Genomic DNA, 20,611 nt, shown 5'->3' on the forward strand with positions numbered 1-20,611 from the left:
CGTAGGCGCGACACGATCGCCGGTGGCTACCCGACGGTCGCCCCGACAAACGCCCGCAGGTGGCAGGGTGGGGGGCATGGACACCAACCCGCTGCTGATCGTCGACGGTGCGAACGTGGTCGGCTCCCGACCGGACGGCTGGTGGCACGACCGGGCCGGCGCGGCGGCCCGGCTGCGCGACCGGCTGGTCCCGGTGGCCGACGCCGGCGTACCCCCGGAGCTGCCCGCGCCCGTCGAGGTGGTGCTGGTGGTGGAGGGCGCGGCCCGCGACGTGCCGGGGGTGGCCGGGGTACGCACCGTCGCGGCCCCCGGCTCGGGCGACGACACCATCGTCGACCTGGTCCGGGACGCGCCGGACCGGCGTCGGCTGGTGGTCACCGCCGACCGGGAGCTGCGCGGCCGGGTGGGTGAGCTGGGCGCCGAGGTGTACGGCCCCCGCTGGTTGCCCTCCTGATCCGGGGCGGTCCGGGGTCCGGGACCACCCCCACCCAGTCCCGCCGACGGGATCAGGCGTCTTGCTTGCGGGACCCCGCGACCGCTTTCCCGCACGTCAGGGCAGTAACCGGACACCCGGGCAGCAACACCGACAGGGCGGATGTTCTCTCCCCGTCGGGGATACGTTGTAATGGAGATCTCCCCGCCCACAGGAGGTCACCGTGGCGAGCGTCGCCGAGCTGAAGGCCGCGATCGACATCGCCCTCCAACAGATCGGTGACGGGCAGAGCGCCGTGCAGGCCGCCGGGGAGAAACTCTCCGAGGCGCAGCAGACCCTCGCCGGGGCGTTGGAGGGCAGCGGGCACGAGACCGTCGAGGCGGCCCAGGCCTCCCTCACCCAGGCCGGCCAGGAGCTGGAGGAATGTCTCGCCGCGACACTCGTCGCGGTGGAACAGGCACAGCTCTACGTGTCGTCGTTGTAGCGGGGCGTCGTGTCCATCGTCGAGGACGTCGGAGCCCAGGTACGGGCCGCCGCCGAGGAGTTCCCGCTGGCCCAGCTCGCCCTGGCCCTGGAGAAGTTCGGCCAGGCCACCGAGCGGCTGCGCTGGGTACGTCAGGAGTCGGCCAACCCGATGGGGGTGCCGGAACTCGCCGCCGCCACCGAGCACGCCGAGTCGGCCGGGCACGCCCTGCGGGTCGCCCAGGAGCAGCTCTCCGGATACCTGGCCGCCATCGGGCTGGCCCCCGACGGCCCGCCCCCGGCCCGCGCCGACGGTCCCGCGCCACGCCACGACGGGCCCCGGGGCGAGAGCACCGCACCGCCGGCCGCACCGGCACCGGCCGCCGACGAGGACCCCACCGTCAAACGCTGGTGGGCGGTCCGGGTGGCCGAGCTGACCGGCGGGCGGGAAGGCCCCGCCGAGCAGCCGGACGAGCGGGTCGCCGACTCGCGTGAGCTGCTGCGTCGGGTGGTGGCCGGCATCCGCTCCGGCGACCGGGACCGGCTGCACCGGGAGCTGCGCGCCGCCCACGCCGACGTCGGCCTCGGCCTGGCCGCGATCGCCCCGCCGCTGCTGCGCGACCTCGCCGGGGAACTACTCGGCCACCCGCCCCGCGCCGACGACCTGCCCCGGTTGCGCCGGGAGCTGGACGGCCGGGTCCGCGACCTGCTGCCCGGCCTGCCCCCACCGGTGCTGCACACCCTGCTCACCCGGGTCTGCCGGATGCCCCCACCACGCCGGGGTGACGGGGACGACGCGCAACCCCACGCCGCCGACCCCGCCGTCACCGCAGGCGTGCTCACCGGTGTGCTGCTGGCCCGGCTCGGCCGGGAGCTGCCCCGCGAGGACCACGACCCGTCGCGGCAGCCGGCCCCGCAGCCGCCCGAGCGGACACCGCAGGCCGACCGCTCCCGCCCGCGTCCGCTCGCCGAGCGGCACCCCGAGCCACGCCCACCGCGCCGGCCTGAGCCGGGCCCACCCCGCCGGCCCGAGCCGGGCCCGCCGCCGGGAGCGGGGCCACCCACCGGGTTTCCCGCGCCGGGCCGCAGGAGTCCGTGGGCGGACGGTGGGCCCCGTGGCTGACCTACGCGCCCAGGTGGCGGCGCGGGTGCGGGGGATGCTCTCCGAGGCGCTCGGCGTCACCCGTACCCGGCTCGCCTCGGCGGAGGTGGAGCTGACCGCCGCCCGGGACCGACTGACCCGGGTCCGGCGGGCCGCCACCGCCGTACCGGAGCGGGTCGGCGCGGAACGTGACCGACGACTCGTCGAGATCGACCGACGACACGCCGCCCGGCTCGCCGAACTGGCCCACCGGGCGACCGAGGCCGCCCGGCGGGAGGCCCCCGGGGCGGCCGGCATGCCGTGGTCCGGGTGGCGGGTCACCCCGGCGGGACGCGGCGAGAGCCCCGGCCCGCTGCGCGTCGGCACCCTGCGGGTGCCCGGAGCGGAACCCGTCCCGGCGCTGGTGCCGCTGCTCGACGCCGGTCACGTACAGCTGCTCGGTGACGACCGGGAGGGCGCCGACGCGGTGGTGTCGGCGCTGCTGCTGCGCGGGGTCGGCCGGGCCGAGCCGGGCGCGGTCCGGCTTTACGGCTACGACCCCGAACACCTCGGTGGCGGCTTGGCCGGCTTCGCCCCGCTCGGCACCGCCGGGCTGCTCACCTTCGTCGGGCCGGGCGGGCTGGCCCGGCTCCTCGACGATCTGGTGGAACAGATCCGCCGGATCAACGAGACGGTGCTGGCCGGCGAGTACGGCTCGCTGCGCGCCCTGGCCGTGGCCACCGGCCGACGCCCCGAACCGTGGCGGGTGGCGGTACTGCTCGGCGGGGACGAGTTGTCCCGGCACGAACGTGGCCAGCTCGACCGGGTGGTCCGCACCGGCGCGGCCTGCGGGGTGCACCTGGTGACACGCGGCATCGACCTGCCGGACGACCCGAGCCTCACCCGGATCGTCACCGGGCCGGGCGGGGTCCGCATCGGCGACCCACCCGGCCCCCCGGTACGCCTCGACCCGCCCCCACCGGCCACCCTGGTCACCGAGACCTGCCGGGAGGTCGCCACCCGGGTCAACGCCGGGCCGCCACCGACCCCCTTCACCGACCTGCTCCCCCCGCCGGAGCAGATGTGGAAGGACGACTCGGCGCACGGGCTGACCGCCCCGATCGGCGAGGGACCGCACGGCCGGCCGGTGCTGCTGACCCTCGGCGACTATCCCCCGCACGCGCTGATCGGCGGGCCGTCCGGCACCGGCAAGACCAACCTCATCTTCGCCTGGATCGGTGCGCTGGCCGCCCGCTACTCCCCCGCCGAGCTGGAGTTCTATCTGCTCGACTTCAAGGAGGGGGTGTCCTTCGCCCGGTTCGCCCAGGGCCGCCGTGACCCGAGCTGGCTGCCGCACATGCGGCTGGTCGGGATCAACGTGAACACCGACCGGGAGTTCGGCCTGGCCCTGCTGCGTTTCCTCGCCGAGGAGCTGCGCCGACGCGCCGACGCGGCCAAGAAACACGAGGTGACCAAGCTGGCCGAGCTGCGCGCGGTGGACCCGACCGGGCACTGGCCCCGGATCGTCGCGGTGGTCGACGAGTTCCAGGCGCTGCTGGCCGGTCGGGACGTGGTGGCCCGGGAGGCCGCCGACCTGCTGGAGGACCTGGCCCGACGCGGTCGGTCGCAGGGCATCCACCTGGTACTCGCCTCGCAGGACGTCCGGGGCATCGAGGCGCTGTGGGGGCGGCCCGCCCTGGTCGCCCAGTTCACCCTGCGGATCGCCCTGCCCAAGGCGCTGCGCATCCTCGCCGAACGCAACGACGCCGCGCAGGCGCTGCCCCGCCACCACGCGGTGGTCAACGCCGAGTCGGGGATGACCGAGGGCAACCAGGTGGCCCGCATCCCGTCGGCCAGCGACTGGGAGACCTGGAGCGAGTTGCAGCACCGGCTGTGGCGGATGCGGCCCGCCGACGCCGCCCCGGCGCGGCTCTTCGACGGCGACGCCATCCCCCGGCTCGCCGAGGCACCCGACTTCCGGGCCCTCACCCCGCCGGAGGACGACCTCCCGCCGCGCGGCCCGGTCGCCGTGCTCGGGGAGATCATCGACGTGCAGTCCCGGTCGGCGGCGCTGCGGTTGCCCCGGGCGCCCGGGCGCAACCTCGCCGTCCTGGGCACCCGGGTCGACGAGGCGTGCGCGGTGCTCGACGCCGCCGCCCGCTCCCTGGCCCGGCAGCACCGCCCCGGTAGCGCCCGGTTCTCCATCGCCTGCCTCGACCCGGACGCCGACCCGGCGGCCCGCGCCCTCTACGAGGACCTCGCCGACGACGCCGCCTGGTACGACGAGGAGACGGTGGCCGAGCTGATGGCCGAGACGGCGACCGCGCTGACCCGCCCCGGCACCCCGTCCACCCCGCACTACCTGCTGCTGTTCGCCGTCGACGCGGCGGCGGGGGCGCTGGCGACTGGCTCACCCGGATCGACCGGGCTGGACCGGCTGCGCCGCATCCTGCACGACGGGCCGGAACGGCGTACCCACGTGCTGGCCTGGTGGCGGGGGGTGGCCCGGATGCGGGCGGACCTGGGCGGGCCGGCCGCCCGCACCGACCAGATCGGCGCCTGGGTGGCCCTGGACGTGCAGGGTGGCGAGCTGGGCTCGGCGCTCTACCCGGGCTCCGGCGGGCCGGACTGGTACCCGCGTCCGTGGCGTGGGCTCTTCTTCGACCGGGCGGTGCACCGCACCGGACAGGTGATCATCCCTTATGGTCCGTCCCGATGAACGAACCGGTCGCCAGTGACACCTACGCCGCGCACGTGCGCCGGCTCGCCGAACTGACCGGCCGGGTGGCCGCCCAGCGGGCCGAGGCGCAGGCCTGGCACGACCAGCAGTGCGCCGCCGCGCAACGGGCCGTGGCCCAGGCGAGCGCCCAACTGCGGGACGCCGAGCAGGAGGCCACCGACGCTCGGTCGATGCTGGAGCGGGTCGACACCGAGGTCGGTCACCTCTGGGCCGAGCTGCGCTCCCTGCTGGGCACCCGCCGCCTCGGCGACCCGCCGGGGCCGGCCCGGGACGTCACCGGCGACCCGGTGCCGCTGCTGCACGGCGTACGCGAGCTGCTGGACCGGACCGGGCAACGAGGTGAGCTGCCCGGGTCGGTGAACCCGCTGCTCGCCCTCTGCGGGGTGGCCGGGGCGGTCGTCGCGTACGCCCTCGGCGCCGGCGCCCGGGCCGTCGGCCAGCGCTACGGTGGTGACCTGGCCGTCGGGATGCCGGTGCTGGCGCTGGTGGTGACGCTGCTCGGCCCGGTGGCCGGGCTGGCACCGGCGAAGCGGCTCGCCGACCGCCGGCATGCGCTGCTCGGCCCCCGCCCGTTGGCGGTCGTGCTGGCCGCCGGGGTGCTGACCACGATCCTGCTGCTGGTGTCGACCCGCTGACCACGCCCCGGACCGCCCGGCCCGGGGCGCAGGTCGGACCACTCGCCACCCCGGCCCGGGCCGGCGCTCACAGCGGTACGGCGACCGCCTCGCGTAGCAATCGACGGGCCAGCACCAACCGGTCGGCGTCGTCGTCGAGACCGGGCAGGTCGCCCACCCGCAGACCGGTGGACCCGAGCAGGGCACGCAGCGCCGCCGCACACTGGGCGGGCAGGGTGACGGTGCGGTCGACCAGCCGCAGCGCCACCCGGTCGGCGTCGGCGGTGAGCTGCCAGCGCAGGCCGCCCCGGGGTGCTATCCGGCTGTCGGCGGTGAGGCCGTCGAGTGCGGCGGCCTGGGCCAGCGGCCGGATCGGGGCCGGCCGGGCGGCCGGCCAGGCCCGGTCCCGCAGCCGGGCGGAGACCGCAGCCGGGTCGGCCCGCAGCAGCCAGTCGCGCAGCGCCTCGACGGTCTCGGTCAGCTCCGGCTCGATGGCGTCCGGGTCGGCGACGTCGGTGCCGAAGGGCAACCCGGCCCGCAGCCGGGGATCCTCGGCGGCCAGCGCCAGCAGCTCCTCGACCAGGGCGTACCGGGTCAGCGCCCGGATGCCGACGGTCAGGTGCAGCGAGCGGGACTCCTGCGCCTGGGCGCTGTGCAGCCAACCACGCGGCAGGTAGAGCGCGTCGCCCGGTTCGAGGACCACGTCCAGCGCGGCCGGGCCGTCGGCGGTGGCGGACACCTCGTCGGCCCGACCGCCCCAGGGCTGACGCTCCAACGGGTCGGTCAGCACGGGCGGGTGGATCCGCCAGCGCTTACGGCCGTCGACCTGGAGCACGAAGACGTCATGGGTGTCGTAGTGGGTGGCGAAGCCCTGGCTCCCCGGTGGGGTGAGATAGGCGTTGACCTGCAACGGCTGCGTCAGGGCGGCACCGAGGTCGCGGGCGAAGTCGACCAGGGCCGGCCAGAGCCGGTGCAGTCCCTGGAGCACCAGCGTCGCACCACCGGCGTACAGCTCCAGGATGCGCTCGTCGAGGACCTGGTCGCTGATCTCCGCGCCCGCGCCGCCGCCGCCGGTGAACCGCGCCGCCGGCACCAACTGGCCGTCGCGGGCCACCCGCAGGAACGGGGTACGCAGACCGCGCCGGCTGAGCAGCTCGTCGGCGTCGTCCGGGCTGAGCAGATCGGTGAACCCGGCGGCGTTGGGCAGCTCGGCGGCGCGGGACAGCAGTGGCGCGCGGCCCCAGTGGGCCGCGGCGAACTTGGCCGGTTCGACGCTGACGCAGCGCGCCAACGCCCGGGTCGCCGCAGACGGGACCGCCGGGCGGCCGTAGCCGCCCGGCGGGTCGATGATCGTCACGGTGCCGGTCAGCGGGCGCTGCCGTCGGCGCCACCGTCGTGCTGACCCGGGGTGGCCCCGCCGTCAGCCGGGCCCTCCGCGCTGCCGTCGGCGCCGCCGTCGTGCTGACCCGGGGTCGCGCCGCCGTCAGCCGGGCCCTCGGCCCCGCCGTCCGCGCCACCGTCGTGCTGACCCGGGGTGGCCCCGCCGTCAGCCGGGCCCTCCGCGCTGCCGTCCGCGCCACCGTCGTGCTGACCCGGGGTCGCGCCGCCGTCGGCCGGACCTTCGAGGCCGCCGCCGCTGGTGGTCTGGATGTCGTCGTCGTTCAGTGCCATGGGTGCTCCCTCGGGTGTGCCGCCCCGCCACGGGCGGGGTCTGTCGTGCGGGTGGTACCCCCCACACGATCTTCTCTAACCACACCGTAGACGCCCGGTCCGACGCGCGGGACGGATCGCCGGGCCCGGGTCGGGGGCAACGTGCGACCCGGATCAGGGAATCAGCCGTTGCAGGTCCCTCGGCATGCCGGACTTCACGTCCTGCCACTCGCCCTGGGTGACGTGCCGGCGCAGGGCGTCCAGCACCACCTGCGCCACCCGCTGCGGGCCACCCTCGACGTCGTACGGGAAGCCCTGCCGGACCTCGTAGAGGAAGTCGTCCCGGTTGAGCTTGACCGGCACGTTCTCCGGCTGCCACCCGTCGAAGTAGATGCCCCGCACCAGGACCGGCAACTGGGCGGCGAACTCCGCGCACTCCTGCACGGTCATCCGGTCGCGCAGCAGGTGCAGCACCGTACGCAGCGCCGCGTACGACTGGTTGCGTCGCGCCCGGGGCCACCCGTACGCCTGCTCGATGTCCTTGAGGATCAGGTTGGTCTTGTCCACCGACGACTCGAACGCCGACATCAGTTGCTCCGCCATCGGGTCACCTCCCGGCCTTCGGCTCGCCGTCCCACCGACGGTCGTCGGCACGTCGGGGTGGCCCCGACGGTCCCCGCCCCTGGCGGGCCGGACTCCCGCCCCGGCCGATCCGCTCCGGTCGACGGGTGTCCCCACCCGAGCCGACGACGTGCAGCACCGCGCCCCGTCGTGGGTCCACCACCACCCGCACCGCCATCTCGGTCACCTCCGTGCCCGTTCTCGGTGTCCGGCCGCACGACGCGACCGGTCGGCCCTGCCGGCCGGCACGGCCGGGAGCATCGCCCCGGTCCGCCAGCACCGGCCGGCACCTTCGATGCTGCCCGGTGGCGGGGTGAGTCGTCCTCACCCCGACGAGGTGAAACCAGGCGACCTGGGGGGAGGTGACCGGCGTCGGTCACCGGCCGGTGGTGGCGGCACCAGGGCCGCGGTCAGCGGCCGGCCGCACGTGGTGGACGGCGGTCGGCGCGTGGTGGCGGGAGGGCTGCGGTCAGGCGGCCCGCCGCTCCCGGTTCTGCTTGCAGGTCACGCAGGCGGTGGCCGAGGGGTAGATCTCGAGCCGCTCCACCGGGATCGGCGCCGTGCAGCCCTCGCAGAAGCCGTAGGTGCCCTCGTCCAGCCGGGTCAGCGCGTGCTCGAACTGGGCCCGCCGGTCGAGGATGGTGCGCAGCAGGGACTGGGCGGTGTCCCGCTCGGCGGTCTTGGTGCCGCTGTCGGCCTGGTCGTCGCCGGCGGTGTCGCCGACCTCCACCAGCCGCAGCACCTGGCTCTGCGCGACGGCCTGCTCGTACTCCGCGGACAACTCGTCGTAACGGGCCCGCAGGGAGGTCCGGATCTGGTCGGCCTCCGCCGTGGTACGGGCGGTGCCGACGGTGTCGTGGACGAGCATCGCTGCCTGCCTTTCCTGGGACCGGCGCGGCCGAACGGCGCGCTCCGGACTCGGACGGCACGGTTGAGATCACCCGTGCCGGATGAGCCCCGCGATTACCCACTCTCCCGATCCAGCAAACCATCGGGTTTCCCGGTCCGGTGAGCGCCGCCTCCCGCGAGCCACGCCGAGGGCTCAGCCGGTCGCCTCGTCCCGCTGCACCCAAGCCGGGTGGCGGGGGTCGTCGACCCGGACCACCACGTCGGCGAAGGAGGCCGGGGCGACCTCGTCGGCATACCGGGCGAAGGCCGGGAGGGTCCACCGCTGCGCCGGTTCGGTGCGCCGGGCCAGCGCGCCCGGCGAGAGCACCAGGTGCACGGTGACGTCGAACGGGAGTCCCCCACCGAGCAGGAACGCCCCACTGACCACCAGCACCGTACCCGGGGACAGGACCCGGTAGGCCGCCCGGCTGGCCCGGTCGGCCGCCGCGTCCCACAGCGAGGGCAGCACCCGCCCGGTGCCACCGGGGCCGGCCGGGTCGAGCACCTCCCGACGCAGGCCGGCCTCGTCGGTCCAGCTCTCGTAGTAGGCGTCGGGGTTGGTCCGGCCGGTTTCGTAGCGGACCGAGGCGGGCCGGAGGAAGTCCCCGGCACGCAGGTGCACCGCCGGGCGACCCCCGGCGCGCAGCGGGTCGATCAGGGCGGCGGCGAGCCGCTCGGGAGCCGCAGCCGGTGGGCCGTCGACCGCGACCCGTAGATGGGCCGGCGCAGCGGATCCGGCGGAGGCCGGTGCGGACGCGACCGTGAGGAGCCGTTCGGTCAACTCGGCGACGAGCCGGTCGGGCGAGATCGGACGGACACGCATCCCCCCATGGTGCCCTGCGGGCCCTCAGCCGGTGCGGTCGACGGTGACCCGGGCGTCGTCGGCGAGCCGGTAGCCCACCCCGTAGACCGTGGTCACCAGCGGGACGTCGATGCCGACCTTGCCGCGCAGCCGACGGACGTGCACGTCCACGGTGCGTACCCCGGCATGCTCGTAGCCCCACACGGCGTTGAGCAGTTGCAACCGGGTGAACACCCGACGGGGGTGGGCCACCAGGTGCAGCAACAGGTCGAACTCCAGTCGGGTCAGCGGCAGCGGCTCGCCGTCGCGCAGCACCGAGCGGGAGGAGGCCAGGATGTGCAGCATCGGGATGGTGGCCGCGAGGGACCGACCCGGGGACCGGCCGGCCGGGACCTGGTCGGGTCGCCGCTCGGCGGGGACGCCGGTGGTGGTGATGGTGCCCTCGCCGCGTTCCAGCATCTCGCGGGCCGCCTCCAGCAGCCGGCGGGCCGGCGGGGTCAGCGACTCCTCGCTGGCCAGCGGGATCGACAGGGTCACGGTGAGCACGGGGGTCACGCCGTTGGCCGGCCGACGCTGGCCGCCGGGGGGTCGACCCGGGACCGAGGGTTGGGACGTATGCCATCCGGCGCGCGACGATGCGGGGCTGACCGACATGGTCCTCCTTGGGCTGGTCCGGGTAACTCCGCACGGCCCGGGACGCCGCTGCATCGATGCTTCCCGGCCCCTGGACGGGGGTCAAGGGGCGACCGCGTTGCATGAATGTGACAATTGACGAACAGTTCGCAGCCGGTCCCTCGCTCTGCGTACGAGCCAGATGATTACAGCAGAAGCGCCGACGTGTCCCAAAACGGGGGGTGCCTGCGCGTCAGGGCACCACCACGACGACGCGACGCACCCGCTCGGCTGAGCCGGGTGCGTCGCGAATGGGTCCGACGGTCAGCGGAAGCGGTCCACCCGGACCCTCGCCTCGTCGGCGAGCCGGTAACCCACTCCGTACACGGTGGTCACCAGCGGGGTGTCCACGCCGAACTTGGCGCGCAGCCGCCGGACGTGCACGTCCACGGTACGGGCGACGGCGTGCTCGTACCCCCAGACGCTGCCGAGCAGCTGGAGCCGGGTGAAGACCCGGTGCGGGTGCTCGGCGAGGAAGAGCAGCAGGTCGAACTCGATGCGGGTGAGCGAGATCTCCCGCTCGCCCTGGCGCACCACCCGGGTCCCGGCGAAGATCCGCAGGGTCTGCGGGTCGTCACCGGCCGGCGAGGGGTCCATCGTGGCCGGCGACGGGCGCGGGGGCGGCACCGACGACAGCAGGCGCGGGGCGGTCGGCTCGCTGAGCCGGACCGCCCCCTCCCCCGTCTCGACCAGTTCGCCGAGCAGGTCGACCAGGCGGGCCAGCCGGGGCGTCAGCGGCCCGGCGGCCAGGTCCAGGGTGATGGTCACCGACGGCGTGGACCGGGGCCGACCCGGCGCCACCCGGTCGGGGCGGCCCGGTGGGTGCGGACGCGCGGTGAGGGTGACGAGGGACATGGGAGCCTCCTGTGTGGCGGTGCGTCCGCCACGCCCGGTGGGGCGCGACGGTCAGTGCGGCGTCCGGCCGGCGGTCACCGGCGGCGCGAGGGAGGGGGTACGGGGCGACGGCGCCGGCCCCAGGGTCGGCAGTCCGGCGATCCGCCAGGCGACAAATCCGCCGACCACGTCGGTGGCCCGGTGCAGCCCGAGATCCTGCAACGCGACGGCGGCCAACGACGAGGTGTAGCCCTCCTGGCAGATCACCAGCACCGGCAGGTCGTAGCCGGCCGCCTCGGGTAGCCGGGCCGGGCAGCGTGGATCGAGCCGCCACTCCAGCACGTTGCGTTCGATCACCAGAGCGCCCGGCACGGTGCCGTGGGCGGCCCGTTGGGCGGCCGGCCGGATGTCGACCATCAGTGATCCGCCCCGGTGGGCCAGGTGCGCCTGCTCGGGGTCGAGCCGGCGCAGGCGGGTGCGGGCCTCGGCGAGGATCTCGTCGATGCCACGCGAACCCGGTGGCGGGGCCGGACAACTCTCGGTGAGGGTGAGGTGCTGCGGCATCGTCGCGGTCCTTCCATGGGCGAGCCGACGGGCGGGCGGAACAGGGGCGGAGGCGGGGACAGCGGCAGGGACGGGGACAGCGGCGGCGGGGGGCGTCACCAGGAGACGCCGGCGAGGGCGACCTCGGCCACCTGGAGCCGGCCGTCGACGAGGTGGTACCGGGTCATGTGGCGCAGTGCGGGCCGGTAGACGTGCACGCTGACCGCGGGCCGGTCGCCCCGGTTGGTCACCACGTGCACGTGGCGGGGGCCGAACCGTCGCCCGGCCCCGGCAGCGAGCCGGTGCGGGCGCAGCCGTCCACCGGAGACCGTCTGTTCGGTCAACTCACCGGCGACGACCAGGAAGGCGCCCGAGGAGCCACCGTGATCGTGCAGGTCGGTGCCCTGACCGGGCAGCCAGCTCAGCGCCCAGACCTCGTGGTCGTCGGCCGAGACGAGCCGGGCGTACCACCGCTCGGCGCGGTCGAAGCACAGCGGCACCGCCCAGGTGGTGGGGTCGGTGTACCGGCCCGCGACGGCGAGCAGGTCGGCGGTGTGGATGCTGGTCATGGTCACTCCCGTGGTGAAACGTCCCGCACCACTCTAAGCTGTAAAGCCTATAGGTTTAGTAGGTAATACCGCATGCTGGGACAGGCGGTGCGGGCCGGCCCGCTCCGGCATCCGGACGGGTGACAGCGGGCACCCGGCGACCACGCCCCCGCCCGCGCCCGGACCTCTAGGCTGGACCGGTGACCGAGGAGTTGGACGCCGAGACGCTGGCCTTCGCCCACCGCATGTTCGACCTGGCCCGGCTGGGCGAGGCCACCGAACTCGGCGGCCACGTCGACGCCGGGCTACCGGTGAACATGACCAACGACAGGGGCGACACCCTGCTCATCCTGGCCGCCTACCACGCCCACCCGCAGACCGTGGCGGTGCTGCTGGCCCGGGGCGCGGACCACACCCGGGTCAACGACCGGGGGCAGACGGCGCTCGCCGCAGCGGTGTTCCGGCGCGACGCCGAGACGGTACGTGCCCTGCTCGACGCCGGAGCCGACCCGGAGCACGGCACCCCGTCGGCGGTGGAGACGGCCCGCTTCTTCGACCTGCCGGAGATGCTCACCCTGCTCGCCACCCGCTGACCCCGGCTCCGGCGGGGACACCGGCCAGCCGCGACGGGCGCGGCGGCCTCCGGGCCCGGTCGACTCGGCCCGGTCGACGGTGCGGTGTCCTGGCAGGCGGACACCGCGTCGGCGACCCCCCGGAGTGGACCTTCCGCCCGACCGGTCGACGTGGTCGGGGTCACCCGGCCGGCTTGTCGGCCTCGATCAGAAAGCGGCGGGAGTGGGCGACGAACACACCGTCGGCCCGGATCCGCGCGTGCAGCCGCTCCAACTGCGGCCGGTACCGCTCGACGTCGAAGTCCGGCACGGTCCAGACCACCTTACGCAGGAACCAGACCACGGCACCGACGTCGTGGAACTCCACCCGCAAGACGGCCCGCTCGAGGCATACCACGTCGAGGCCGGCGGCCCGGGCGGCGGCCACCGCCTGGGCGGTGTGCCGGGTGGCCGGCGGCGGCAGGGGCCCCAGCACCGCCTCGCTCAGCTCGCGCATGGTGCCGGCGCCGATCTGCTGGGACAGGTAGTGGCCGCCGGGCCGCAGCACCCGGGCGATCTCCGCCCACGGGGTGTGCACCGGGTGCCGGCTGGTCACCAGGTCGAAGGCGGCGTCCCGGAACGGCAGGCCCGCGTCGGGGTCGACCTGCACCACCCGCCCGTCGAGCCGTTCCAGCGTCCGCCGGGCGACCGCGACGTTCGGCGGCCACGCCTCGGTGGCGACCAGCAGCGGGGGCGGCTGCGGCACCTCGGCGAGCACCTCACCACCACCGGTGTCGATGTCCAACGCCGACTGGGCCGCCGCCATCCGGGCGGCCGACAGGCGGGCGTAACCCCACGGTGGGCGTTCCTCGGTGGCCCGGCCGCCCAGCCAGTCGAACCCCCAGCCGTCGACGGGGGCCACCGCCGCCTCGGCGATCAACTCGGCACAGCTCCGACCGACCATCCGCCCACCCTGCGGCACCCCGGCGCGAGCAGCAACCCCATTGTCCGCGCCGGACCCCACCCGGATCGCCGCCCGGCGCGTTGCCGGGGCGGGGACAGCGGTCAGGGGGCGGGGCGGGCGATCTCGACGGTGGAGCCGGCGGGGAGGGCGTCGAAGGCGTCGAAGCCGGTGGGCTCCGGGAGGCCGGAATCGAACTGGCGCATCAGCCGGGCACCGAGCCCGACGCCGACCGCACCGACCGTCAGCGCCACCAGCTCGGTCACCAGCAGCACCCCGGTCGCACCACGCTGTGGGGCGTCCGCCCGGATCAGGCAGGCCAGCAGGAAGAGCGCGGCCATGCCGGCGTTGACCATGTTGAAGGTGATCATGGTGCGACGGTGCGGCCCCGGCCGTACGTCCCACAGGTCGATCATGCCGGCCACTGCGGCGAGCCCGGCGGCCACCAGCGCGGCGACCGCCGTCCAGTAGCCGACCTCACCGAGAAAGGCCGGACCACCGGCCACGTCGGCGAGGTCGAAGACGGTGGCGCTGACGAAGAGCCCGAACGGGAACGTCACGAGCATCGGTTGGATGGGATGCCCCTGCACCCTCAGGCGGCTCTCCATCGTTTCCTCCCCGGGATCGGCTCAGCTCACCGGTCCAGGGTGCTACCCGCACGCCGCTGCGACGAAACGGTCGGGCCGTGATTCGCGGGTCCGGAGAGAAACGACACCGTCGGCTGACGCCGTACCGGGATCAGCATCGGCGACATGGCGGCATCGCCATACGTCGATACTGCTACGTCGGCCCCGGCGAGCGGGTCGACCGAACCGGCCGGTCGTCAGGACTCGCGGGGGCGGGAGACCGTGGTGACCAGCCGTTCGGCCACCTCCCGTAGCGGGATGTCCAGTGAGGACGCCGCGCTGCGCAGCACGTCGAGGGCCTCCGGCGCCGGGCAGCCCCGCTGGGTCATGATCACCCCGACGGCCTGGCCGACGACGTTCTCCCCGAGCAGCGCGCCGTCACGTTCGCTGTCCCGCTCGGCCCGCCTGGCCCGGTCCCGTACGGCGGCCAGCAGCAGTCCCGCGTGCTCGGCGAGCAGCATCGCGGTGAGCTGGTGCCGGGTGCCCAGCGTGCCGTGCCGGCCGGCGTACAGGTTGATCGAGCCGATCGCCCGCTCGTCCACGTCCACCGGGGCGGAGATCACCCCACGCACGCCGAGCCGGCGGGCGCGGTCGGTCCAGGCCGCCCACCGGTCCTCGACGGTCAGATCCGTCGCGATGATCATCTCGCGGCGGCGGATGGCGCTCATCGCTGGTGACTCCGCACCGTGCCCCAGGTCGTCCAGCTCGGCCAGCCGGGGGTCCGACGCGGCCACCCCGGCGGGCTCACCGGCCCGCAGCGCGGTGAAACCGCACCAGAGCACCCCCGGGACGGCGTCCGCGGCGATCCGGACCAGCTCGGTCAGCGCCTCGTCGAAGTCGTCGACCGCGATCAGCCCCGCGGTCAGCTCCCGCAGCAGGGCGGCCGTCTCCAGTACCCCGAGCGTGTCGATGGTCAGCTCCCGCATGTCCAGGTTCACCGGCCCACGGGCTCCGTCGTACAGCTGCCGCCCGGCACCGGCGTCGTTGCCTGTGTCATCGTGATGATCTCTCCCCCGAGTCGTGGGCCCCGGGCTACTACCCTGGCAAAACCGGATCGAAACCGCGTAAAGGAACCCCTCCGGCGCGTTTCGCGCCGGAGGGGTTCCCGGGCCGCTCAGCGGGCGGCGGCGAGCCGACGACCGACCGAGGCGATCAACCGGTCCAGCTCCGAGCCGAACGGGTTGTCGTGCACCAGGTACGTCCAGGTCGCGCTGGGCCGCACCAGCTTGGCGGCGTCCGGCTCCCAATCCTCGGCGAACTCGGTCTCCTCGAAGGTCGCCAGGGTCCGCGTCTCGATCTCGGGGATGAGGTTGGTGAACGCCGGCACCGCCGCCCGGTGGAACTCGTCGAGCGGGTCGAGCCGGCCCAGCGCCCGCAGGTGCACGCCCTCGCGAACCTCGGACAACTCGGCCAGGTGCTCCGCCCAGAGCCGGTCGGTGTGGTAGAGCGCGATGGAGCGGGCCACCCGGGCCAGCAGGTCCTCGTCCATCTCCCCGGCCTTGTCGGGCATCCGGTCGAGCAGCATCAGCGCGGCCACGTCCGAGGTGAGCAGCCGCTCCCGGCGCTCGGCCAGGGCGATGCGCTGCTGCTCGATGACGACGCTGTAGCGCCAGGTGTTGCGGTGGATCTCGTGGTTGACGCCCTCGGCGACCCGCTGGGCGTGCTCCACCGCGTAGTCGACCTGCTCGTCGGTGACCAGGCCGTCGGCGTTCATCCGGGGCGAGGCCGGGATGGTGTCGCCGGCGTGCCGCACGACCAGGTCGTCCTCCAGGCTGGTGAAGAAGACCGAACCGCCCGGGTCACCCTGCCGGCCGGCCCGACCACGCAGCTGGTCGTCGACCCGACGGCTGTCGTGCCGGCCGCTGCCGATCACGTAGAGGCCGCCGAGTTCGGCCACCCGCTCCTGGTCGACCTGCTCGCTGCCGCCGAGCCGGATGTCCACGCCCCGGCCGGCCATCTGGGTGGAGACGGTCACCGCGCCGTACGCGCCGGCCTCGGCGATGATCGCCGCCTCCTCGTCGTCGTTCTTGGCGTTGAGCACCACGCACGGCACCCCGGCGGCGTGCAGGCCGGCGGCGAGCCCCTCGGACTCCTTGACGTCGAGGGTGCCGACCAGCACCGGGCGGCCGGCCTCGTGGCAGCGCCGGATCTCGTCGATCAGCGCCTCCTCCTTCTCCGCCCGGGTCGCGTAGATCCGGTCCGGCTCATCCTCGCGGACGCAGGGGGTGTTCGGCGGGATCACCGCCACCTCGAGGCCGAAGAACTCGCGGAGCTGGTCGCCGACCAGCACCGCGGTCGCCGTCATGCCGCACAGCTTGGGGTAGCGCGCGATGTACGCCTGCACGGCGATGGTGCCCAGCACCTCGCCCTCGGCGGTGGCGTCCAGTCCCTCCTTCGCCTCCACGGCGGCCTGGAGGCCGTCGGGCCAGCGGCGGCGCTGGGCGACCCGGCCGCGCATCTCGTCGATCAGCTCCACCGAACCGTCACGGACGATGTAGTCGACGTCGCGGTGCAGCAGGGCGTGCGCGTGCAGCGCCACGTTCACCGCGGAGAGCTGGCCGACGTGCTCGGTGTCGTACAGGTCGATGCCGCCCAGCTTGGCCTCGACGGCGGCCAGGCCCTCGGTGGTGAAGGCGACGCTGCGGCCGTCCTCGGCGACCGTGTAGTGCCGGCCTCTGCGCAGGCCGCGCACGAGTGCGGCGGAGGCGTGCACCGGATCCTGCTCGCCGGTGGTCGAGCCGGCCAGCACCATCGGCACCCGGGCCTCGTCGATCAGGATCGAGTCGGCCTCGTCGACGATCGCGGTGGCCAGCGGCGGCTGGACCCGGTCGGCGATGTCGGTGACGAGCTGGTCGCGCAGGAAGTCGAACCCGGCCTCGCTGACCGAGACGTAGGTGACGTCGCAGCCGTACGCGGCCCGCCGCTCGGTCGGGGTGGAGGCCTCGTTGACCCAGCCCACGCTCAGCCCGAGCAGCCGGTAGACCGGCGTCATCCACTCGGCGTCCCGGCGGGCCAGGTAGTCGTTGACGGTGAGCACGTGCACCGGCCCGTTGCCCAGCCGGACGTGCCCGTAGGCGGCGATGGTGGCGGTGAGCGTCTTGCCCTCACCGGTGGCCATCTCGGCGACCTTGCCGGACAGCAGCGCCATCGCGCCGAGCAGCTGCACGTCGTACGGCCGCTGGTCGAGGCCCCGGCGGGCGGCCTCGCGGCCGACGGCACAGATCTCGGCGTACTCCGTGGCCGCACCGGCGGCCACGGTCAGCGCGTCGTCGTCGAGCGCCGACAGGTCATCCTCGCGCGCGGCGATCCGCGGCAGCAGCTTCTCCAGCGGAGCCAGGTCGACCGTCGTCCCGGGGCGCTGGAGGAACCGGCGGAACCTGCTCTTCAACCGTTGCGACACACCCATGAGCGGCAACGGTACGCGAACCAGCGCGGAAAAGGCTGCCCGGTTGGCCCGACGCGGGCCCGGTGTCCCGTTCCCCACCCGTGCGGGCAGGTCAACGCGGGTGCCGGCGGGTCCGGGTGGCCACCGGCCGACCGGCGGCGACCGACGCGGTGGACTGGCGGGCGTCGATCCGGGGGGCCGGTCCGGCCCGCCGGGCGGGGGCTCGGTGGCCGGAGCACCCCCGATCCACAATTCCCACTTTATGGGACGTGTGAGCGGCGGATTCGGCGGCGGACGGCGGGCCCACGGCGACGGGGGGCGAAGCTCCCATAGCCCTCCGTAGTCGCAGGTCAGTTCGCCCCACCGCCACCGCACAACCGCCGGGGCGACGCGATCCGGACGCCGGCCGCCACCACGGGTGCCGCAATTATCCGGCGTCGGGGGCGCGGGTGCTGGCGGACACCCGGTACATTGACTGCTGTTGCTCCCGGGCAGGCATCCCAGGGGGAGGAGAATGCCATCCCGACTTCCGCTGGATCCGCTGTCAAATGCCCGCGACGGGCGGTCGAGCAACCCCGGTGCGGCACGCCGAAGACGGTTGGCGATTCGCCGCACCCGAACCGCTACGATCATTACTCTCACTATTCCGCCGGGGGGCTACGGGTAGGAGTATGGACATCTTCTTCGCCGGCCTGTTGCTCGGGCTGGCCATGATTACGCCGATCGGTCCACAGAACATCTTCCTCATCAACCAGGGCTTCAGCGTGGGCATGCCACGGGCCTGGGTGGCGGTCGGTGCCGCGGGCGTCTGCGACACCGTCCTCATCGTCCTGGGCGGCGCCGGCGCCTCGGCGGTGCTGCAGAGCGTCCCCGGCCTCAAGACGGTGCTGCTCGTCGTCGGGGTCGGCTTCCTGAGCTACCTCGGGGTGCAGTGCTTCCGCACCAGCACCCGCGGGCCGGACGCCCTGGCCACGGGTGGTCTGCCCTGGACCCGGGTGGTGGCCCGGTGTGCCTCGGTCTCGGTGCTCAACCCCCACTCGGTGCTCGACGTGGTGGGTGTACTCGGCGTCGCCATCGCCACCCAGACCCCGGACGACCGACCGGTGTTCGCCGCCGGCACGGTCAGCGCCTCCTGGGTGTGGTTCATCGTCCTCACCTCCGCGGCATCCTCCCTGCGGCGCTGGTTGACCCCGCAGCGTCGGCAATGGATCGATTGGCTCTCCGGTTCGCTGCTGCTCCTGTTCGCAGCACTGTTCGCCATCGAAGCGGTACGCGGTTAGTCCCTCCTATTCGCGAACGGAGACACCGCACCATGTTCAAGATCGGATTGGTGCAACAAAGCGCATGGGACCTGCCCATCGATTCCATGCCACTGGCGGCGGGATATCTCAAGGCGATCCTCGACGCCGATCCCGACCTCGGTTCCGAGACCGACGTGCAGATCCACAACCTGCGCGGCGGCTGGTCGATCACCGAAATGGCCCGAAGGATATTCGCCAGTGAGCCGCCGGACATTCTCGCGTTCTCGGTGCTTGGTTGGAACTACCGGAACTTCGCCTGCCTGGCCGACCTCTACAAGCAGCTGAAGCCGGGCGGCACCGTGGTCTTCGGCGGCAACCACGTCAGCCACCAGGGGCCCCGGGTGTTCCGCGAACACCCCGCGGTCGACGTGGTGGTCAACGGGGAAGGGGAACTCACCTTCCGTGACCTGACCGCCGCGATCCTCGCCCGCCCCGGTGACCCGGCGCTCGACACCGTGGCCGGGGTCTCCTACCGGGACCCGGACGGGGCCTGCCACACCACCGAGGACCGGCCACGGATCGAGAACCTCGACGTGATCCCCTCGCCGTTCCTCACCGGAGCCATCCCCCTGGTCGACCGCAACGGAGCGTTCCCGTACGAGTTCGCGTTGCTGGAGACCAACCGGGGCTGCCCGTACAAGTGCTCGTTCTGCTACTGGGGCGGGGCGACCGGGCAGCGGGTGCGCTCGTTCTCCCGGGAACGCCTCGCCGAGGAACTCGACCTGTTCGGCTTCCACCAGGTGCCCACGGTCTTCCTCTGCGACGCCAACTTCGGCATGTTGGAGGCCGACGAGGAGTTCACCGAGGACCTGCTGAGCACCAACGCCCGGTACGGCTTCCCGACGGCGCTGGAGGCCAACTGGGCCAAGAACAAGTCCGAGCGGTTCCACCGCATCGTGCGGACCCTGCGGGACCGGGGGTTCAAGAGTTCGTTCACGCTCGCCCTCCAGACGCTGTCCGACGAGGCGCTGGGCGACATGCAGCGGCGCAACATGAAGCTCAACCAGTGGGAGGCGCTCGCCGACTGGCTGGCCCAGGAGAAGATGGAGGCGTTCGTCGAGTTGATCTGGGGAGCGCCCGGTGAGACCACCGCCTCGTTCTTCGACGGCTACGACCGCCTCGCCGAGAAGGTCCCCCGGATCGCGGTCTACCCGTTGCTGCTGCTGCCGAACACGGGCTACAGCGAGCAGCGCCAGCTCCACGGGTTCGTGACTGTCCGGGGCCAGCACGACGACTTCGAGTACGTGCTGGCCAACCGCACCTCGACCCTGGCCGAGAACTTCGCCATGCAACGCTTCATGTACCTGGCCCGCATCCTCGGCGAGAACCAGTACTTCCGGCGGCTGTGGCGACCGGCCCGCCTACTCGCCGGGCTCACCCAGAGCCAGGTGATCAACAGTCTGCGGGACTTCATCGAGGCGTCGGCCCACCCGGCGGTGGTGGCGTTCCGGGAGAGCTTCCCGATCATCGCCGAGTCGCCGGCCGTGGCGGCGGGGCACCGGATGCTCTACAGCGAGCCGGCGCTCGACGAGCAGATCGAACGGTGGTGGAACGACGCCGTGGTCAGCCGCTTCCCGGCCGACTGGGCCGAGTTCGGCCGGGAGCTGTACCGCTTCGAGCGCTGGAGCCGCCCGGTCTACCAGCCACCGGGCGCCACCCGGCCGGCCGGCTGGCGGGTCGACGGCGAGGAGTACGCCAGTGACCCGGTCACCTTCCCCATGCCGGTCGCGGAGGTGCTCGCCGCCCTGGCCGACGGGGACCTGACCGCCCCGCGCGCCGCGGTGACGACGTACGAGTTCCGCAGCACACGCGGGTTCTACCAGCACCTGGACAACCACGAGACCGGGGCGCACTACTTCGCCCGGGCCGTGCCGCAGGTGACCGCCGCCGCGCGGTGAC

General features: G+C 74.1%; 22 protein-coding genes. 8 read left to right on the forward strand and 14 right to left on the reverse strand.

Annotated features, from left to right (window positions below):
• Nucleotides 1-76: 76 nt before the first annotated feature.
• The 5 genes from AB0K25_RS09290 to AB0K25_RS09310 all read left to right on the forward strand — a co-directional run bounded on the left by AB0K25_RS09290 (nt 77) and on the right by AB0K25_RS09310 (nt 5,351).
• Nucleotides 77-454 (forward strand): hypothetical protein, encoded by a 378-nt coding sequence (locus AB0K25_RS09290; protein ID WP_208566283.1) that lies wholly within the window; start codon nt 77-79, stop codon nt 452-454.
• A gap of 202 nt (nt 455-656) precedes the next feature.
• Nucleotides 657-917 (forward strand): hypothetical protein, encoded by a 261-nt coding sequence (locus AB0K25_RS09295; RefSeq protein ID WP_208566284.1) that lies wholly within the window; start codon nt 657-659, stop codon nt 915-917.
• Between the two features lie 9 nt (nt 918-926).
• Entirely contained in the window at nt 927-2,018 is a 1,092-nt protein-coding gene (locus AB0K25_RS09300; RefSeq protein ID WP_363819428.1) for a hypothetical protein, read from the forward strand.
• Nucleotides 2,011-4,695 carry an FtsK/SpoIIIE domain-containing protein gene (locus tag AB0K25_RS09305; RefSeq protein WP_357533798.1) on the forward strand — a complete coding sequence of 895 codons (2,685 nt, stop codon included), beginning with the start codon at nt 2,011-2,013 and terminating at the stop codon, nt 4,693-4,695. Before AB0K25_RS09300 ends, AB0K25_RS09305 begins: the two co-directional genes overlap by 8 nt.
• Nucleotides 4,692-5,351, forward strand: a complete 660-nt coding sequence (locus tag AB0K25_RS09310) for a hypothetical protein (RefSeq protein ID WP_219461155.1) — start codon at nt 4,692-4,694, stop codon at nt 5,349-5,351. The genes AB0K25_RS09305 and AB0K25_RS09310 overlap by 4 nt, the downstream gene beginning before the upstream one ends.
• A 67-nt stretch (nt 5,352-5,418) precedes the next feature.
• Here the strand turns inward: AB0K25_RS09310 and AB0K25_RS09315 are convergent, their stop codons facing one another.
• From AB0K25_RS09315 to AB0K25_RS09360, 10 genes are all read right to left on the reverse strand, one after another.
• Nucleotides 5,419-6,687, reverse strand: a complete 1,269-nt coding sequence (locus tag AB0K25_RS09315) for a cupin domain-containing protein (protein ID WP_363819432.1) — start codon at nt 6,685-6,687, stop codon at nt 5,419-5,421.
• Between the two features lie 8 nt (nt 6,688-6,695).
• Nucleotides 6,696-7,001: a hypothetical protein gene (locus AB0K25_RS09320; protein ID WP_208566288.1), complete on the reverse strand. Its 306-nt coding sequence runs from the start codon at nt 6,999-7,001 to the stop codon at nt 6,696-6,698.
• A gap of 153 nt (nt 7,002-7,154) precedes the next feature.
• Nucleotides 7,155-7,583, reverse strand: a complete 429-nt coding sequence (locus AB0K25_RS09325) for a DUF2267 domain-containing protein (protein ID WP_208566289.1) — start codon at nt 7,581-7,583, stop codon at nt 7,155-7,157.
• Between the two features lie 4 nt (nt 7,584-7,587).
• On the reverse strand, nt 7,588-7,779 hold the full coding sequence (locus AB0K25_RS09330) for a hypothetical protein (RefSeq protein WP_219461148.1): 192 nt from the start codon (nt 7,777-7,779) through the stop codon (nt 7,588-7,590).
• 291 nt (nt 7,780-8,070) lie between these two features.
• Nucleotides 8,071-8,469, reverse strand: coding sequence for a TraR/DksA C4-type zinc finger protein (locus AB0K25_RS09335; protein WP_219461145.1), 399 nt, complete (start codon nt 8,467-8,469; stop codon nt 8,071-8,073).
• A 174-nt stretch (nt 8,470-8,643) separates the two neighbouring features.
• Nucleotides 8,644-9,312 carry a uridine kinase gene (locus AB0K25_RS09340; RefSeq protein ID WP_219461142.1) on the reverse strand — a complete coding sequence of 223 codons (669 nt, stop codon included), beginning with the start codon at nt 9,310-9,312 and terminating at the stop codon, nt 8,644-8,646.
• 24 nt (nt 9,313-9,336) lie between these two features.
• Nucleotides 9,337-9,945, reverse strand: a complete 609-nt coding sequence (locus AB0K25_RS09345; protein WP_219461137.1) for a winged helix-turn-helix domain-containing protein — start codon at nt 9,943-9,945, stop codon at nt 9,337-9,339.
• A 282-nt stretch (nt 9,946-10,227) separates the two neighbouring features.
• Nucleotides 10,228-10,731, reverse strand: a complete 504-nt coding sequence (locus AB0K25_RS09350) for a winged helix-turn-helix domain-containing protein (RefSeq protein WP_308291092.1) — start codon at nt 10,729-10,731, stop codon at nt 10,228-10,230.
• A gap of 138 nt (nt 10,732-10,869) precedes the next feature.
• Nucleotides 10,870-11,361, reverse strand: coding sequence for a rhodanese-like domain-containing protein (locus tag AB0K25_RS09355; protein ID WP_208566295.1), 492 nt, complete (start codon nt 11,359-11,361; stop codon nt 10,870-10,872).
• Nucleotides 11,362-11,456: 95 nt separating this feature from the next.
• On the reverse strand, nt 11,457-11,909 hold the full coding sequence (locus AB0K25_RS09360) for a cysteine dioxygenase family protein (protein WP_219461128.1): 453 nt from the start codon (nt 11,907-11,909) through the stop codon (nt 11,457-11,459).
• Between the two features lie 179 nt (nt 11,910-12,088).
• Between AB0K25_RS09360 and AB0K25_RS09365 the strand changes: the two genes are divergently transcribed.
• A complete protein-coding gene (locus AB0K25_RS09365; protein ID WP_208566297.1) occupies nt 12,089-12,481 on the forward strand; it encodes an ankyrin repeat domain-containing protein in 393 nt (130 codons plus the stop codon).
• Between the two features lie 160 nt (nt 12,482-12,641).
• Here the strand turns inward: AB0K25_RS09365 and AB0K25_RS09370 are convergent, their stop codons facing one another.
• From AB0K25_RS09370 to secA2, 4 genes are all read right to left on the reverse strand, one after another.
• The gene (locus AB0K25_RS09370; protein WP_363819439.1) at nt 12,642-13,403 is read right to left on the reverse strand and encodes a class I SAM-dependent methyltransferase; all 762 of its coding nucleotides are present in this window, start codon (nt 13,401-13,403) and stop codon (nt 12,642-12,644) included.
• 101 nt (nt 13,404-13,504) lie between these two features.
• Nucleotides 13,505-14,008, reverse strand: a complete 504-nt coding sequence (locus AB0K25_RS09375) for a DUF2231 domain-containing protein (protein WP_357533805.1) — start codon at nt 14,006-14,008, stop codon at nt 13,505-13,507.
• A gap of 215 nt (nt 14,009-14,223) precedes the next feature.
• Nucleotides 14,224-14,964 carry a GAF and ANTAR domain-containing protein gene (locus tag AB0K25_RS09380; protein ID WP_219461117.1) on the reverse strand — a complete coding sequence of 247 codons (741 nt, stop codon included), beginning with the start codon at nt 14,962-14,964 and terminating at the stop codon, nt 14,224-14,226.
• Between the two features lie 176 nt (nt 14,965-15,140).
• Complete coding sequence (gene secA2, locus AB0K25_RS09385; protein WP_363819443.1) at nt 15,141-17,432, reverse strand: accessory Sec system translocase SecA2; 2,292 nt, start codon at nt 17,430-17,432, stop codon at nt 15,141-15,143.
• Between the two features lie 650 nt (nt 17,433-18,082).
• Between secA2 and AB0K25_RS09390 the strand changes: the two genes are divergently transcribed.
• Together AB0K25_RS09390 and AB0K25_RS09395 are read left to right on the forward strand one after the other, a co-directional pair.
• The gene (locus AB0K25_RS09390) at nt 18,083-18,691 is read left to right on the forward strand and encodes a LysE family transporter (protein ID WP_208566302.1); all 609 of its coding nucleotides are present in this window, start codon (nt 18,083-18,085) and stop codon (nt 18,689-18,691) included.
• 32 nt (nt 18,692-18,723) lie between these two features.
• Entirely contained in the window at nt 18,724-20,610 is a 1,887-nt protein-coding gene (locus AB0K25_RS09395) for a KedN5 family methylcobalamin-dependent radical SAM C-methyltransferase (RefSeq protein WP_219461112.1), read from the forward strand.
• Nucleotide 20,611: the final 1 nt, after the last annotated feature.

Origin of the sequence: Micromonospora sp. NPDC049257 (assembly GCF_040678915.1) — a bacterium.
In the GTDB taxonomy this organism is placed as follows: domain Bacteria; phylum Actinomycetota; class Actinomycetes; order Mycobacteriales; family Micromonosporaceae; genus Micromonospora; species Micromonospora antibiotica.

Bases quoted from the DNA above. Each gene is read 5' to 3' on its own strand.
- AB0K25_RS09370 (WP_363819439.1), bottom strand. From the start codon at position 13,403: ATGGTCGGTCGGAGCTGTGCCGAGTTGATCGCCGAGGCGGCGGTGGCC.
- AB0K25_RS09310 (WP_219461155.1), top strand. From the start codon at position 4,692: ATGAACGAACCGGTCGCCAGTGACACCTACGCCGCGCACGTGCGCCGG.
- AB0K25_RS09360 (WP_219461128.1), bottom strand. From the start codon at position 11,909: ATGACCAGCATCCACACCGCCGACCTGCTCGCCGTCGCGGGCCGGTAC.
- AB0K25_RS09355 (WP_208566295.1), bottom strand. From the start codon at position 11,361: ATGCCGCAGCACCTCACCCTCACCGAGAGTTGTCCGGCCCCGCCACCG.
- AB0K25_RS09375 (WP_357533805.1), bottom strand. From the start codon at position 14,008: ATGGAGAGCCGCCTGAGGGTGCAGGGGCATCCCATCCAACCGATGCTC.
- AB0K25_RS09395 (WP_219461112.1), top strand. From the start codon at position 18,724: ATGTTCAAGATCGGATTGGTGCAACAAAGCGCATGGGACCTGCCCATC.
- AB0K25_RS09320 (WP_208566288.1), bottom strand. From the start codon at position 7,001: ATGGCACTGAACGACGACGACATCCAGACCACCAGCGGCGGCGGCCTC.
- AB0K25_RS09340 (WP_219461142.1), bottom strand. From the start codon at position 9,312: ATGCGTGTCCGTCCGATCTCGCCCGACCGGCTCGTCGCCGAGTTGACC.
- AB0K25_RS09390 (WP_208566302.1), top strand. From the start codon at position 18,083: ATGGACATCTTCTTCGCCGGCCTGTTGCTCGGGCTGGCCATGATTACG.
- AB0K25_RS09330 (WP_219461148.1), bottom strand. From the start codon at position 7,779: ATGGCGGTGCGGGTGGTGGTGGACCCACGACGGGGCGCGGTGCTGCAC.
- secA2 (WP_363819443.1), bottom strand. From the start codon at position 17,432: ATGGGTGTGTCGCAACGGTTGAAGAGCAGGTTCCGCCGGTTCCTCCAG.
- AB0K25_RS09325 (WP_208566289.1), bottom strand. From the start codon at position 7,583: ATGGCGGAGCAACTGATGTCGGCGTTCGAGTCGTCGGTGGACAAGACC.
- AB0K25_RS09335 (WP_219461145.1), bottom strand. From the start codon at position 8,469: ATGCTCGTCCACGACACCGTCGGCACCGCCCGTACCACGGCGGAGGCC.
- AB0K25_RS09345 (WP_219461137.1), bottom strand. From the start codon at position 9,945: ATGTCGGTCAGCCCCGCATCGTCGCGCGCCGGATGGCATACGTCCCAA.
- AB0K25_RS09290 (WP_208566283.1), top strand. From the start codon at position 77: ATGGACACCAACCCGCTGCTGATCGTCGACGGTGCGAACGTGGTCGGC.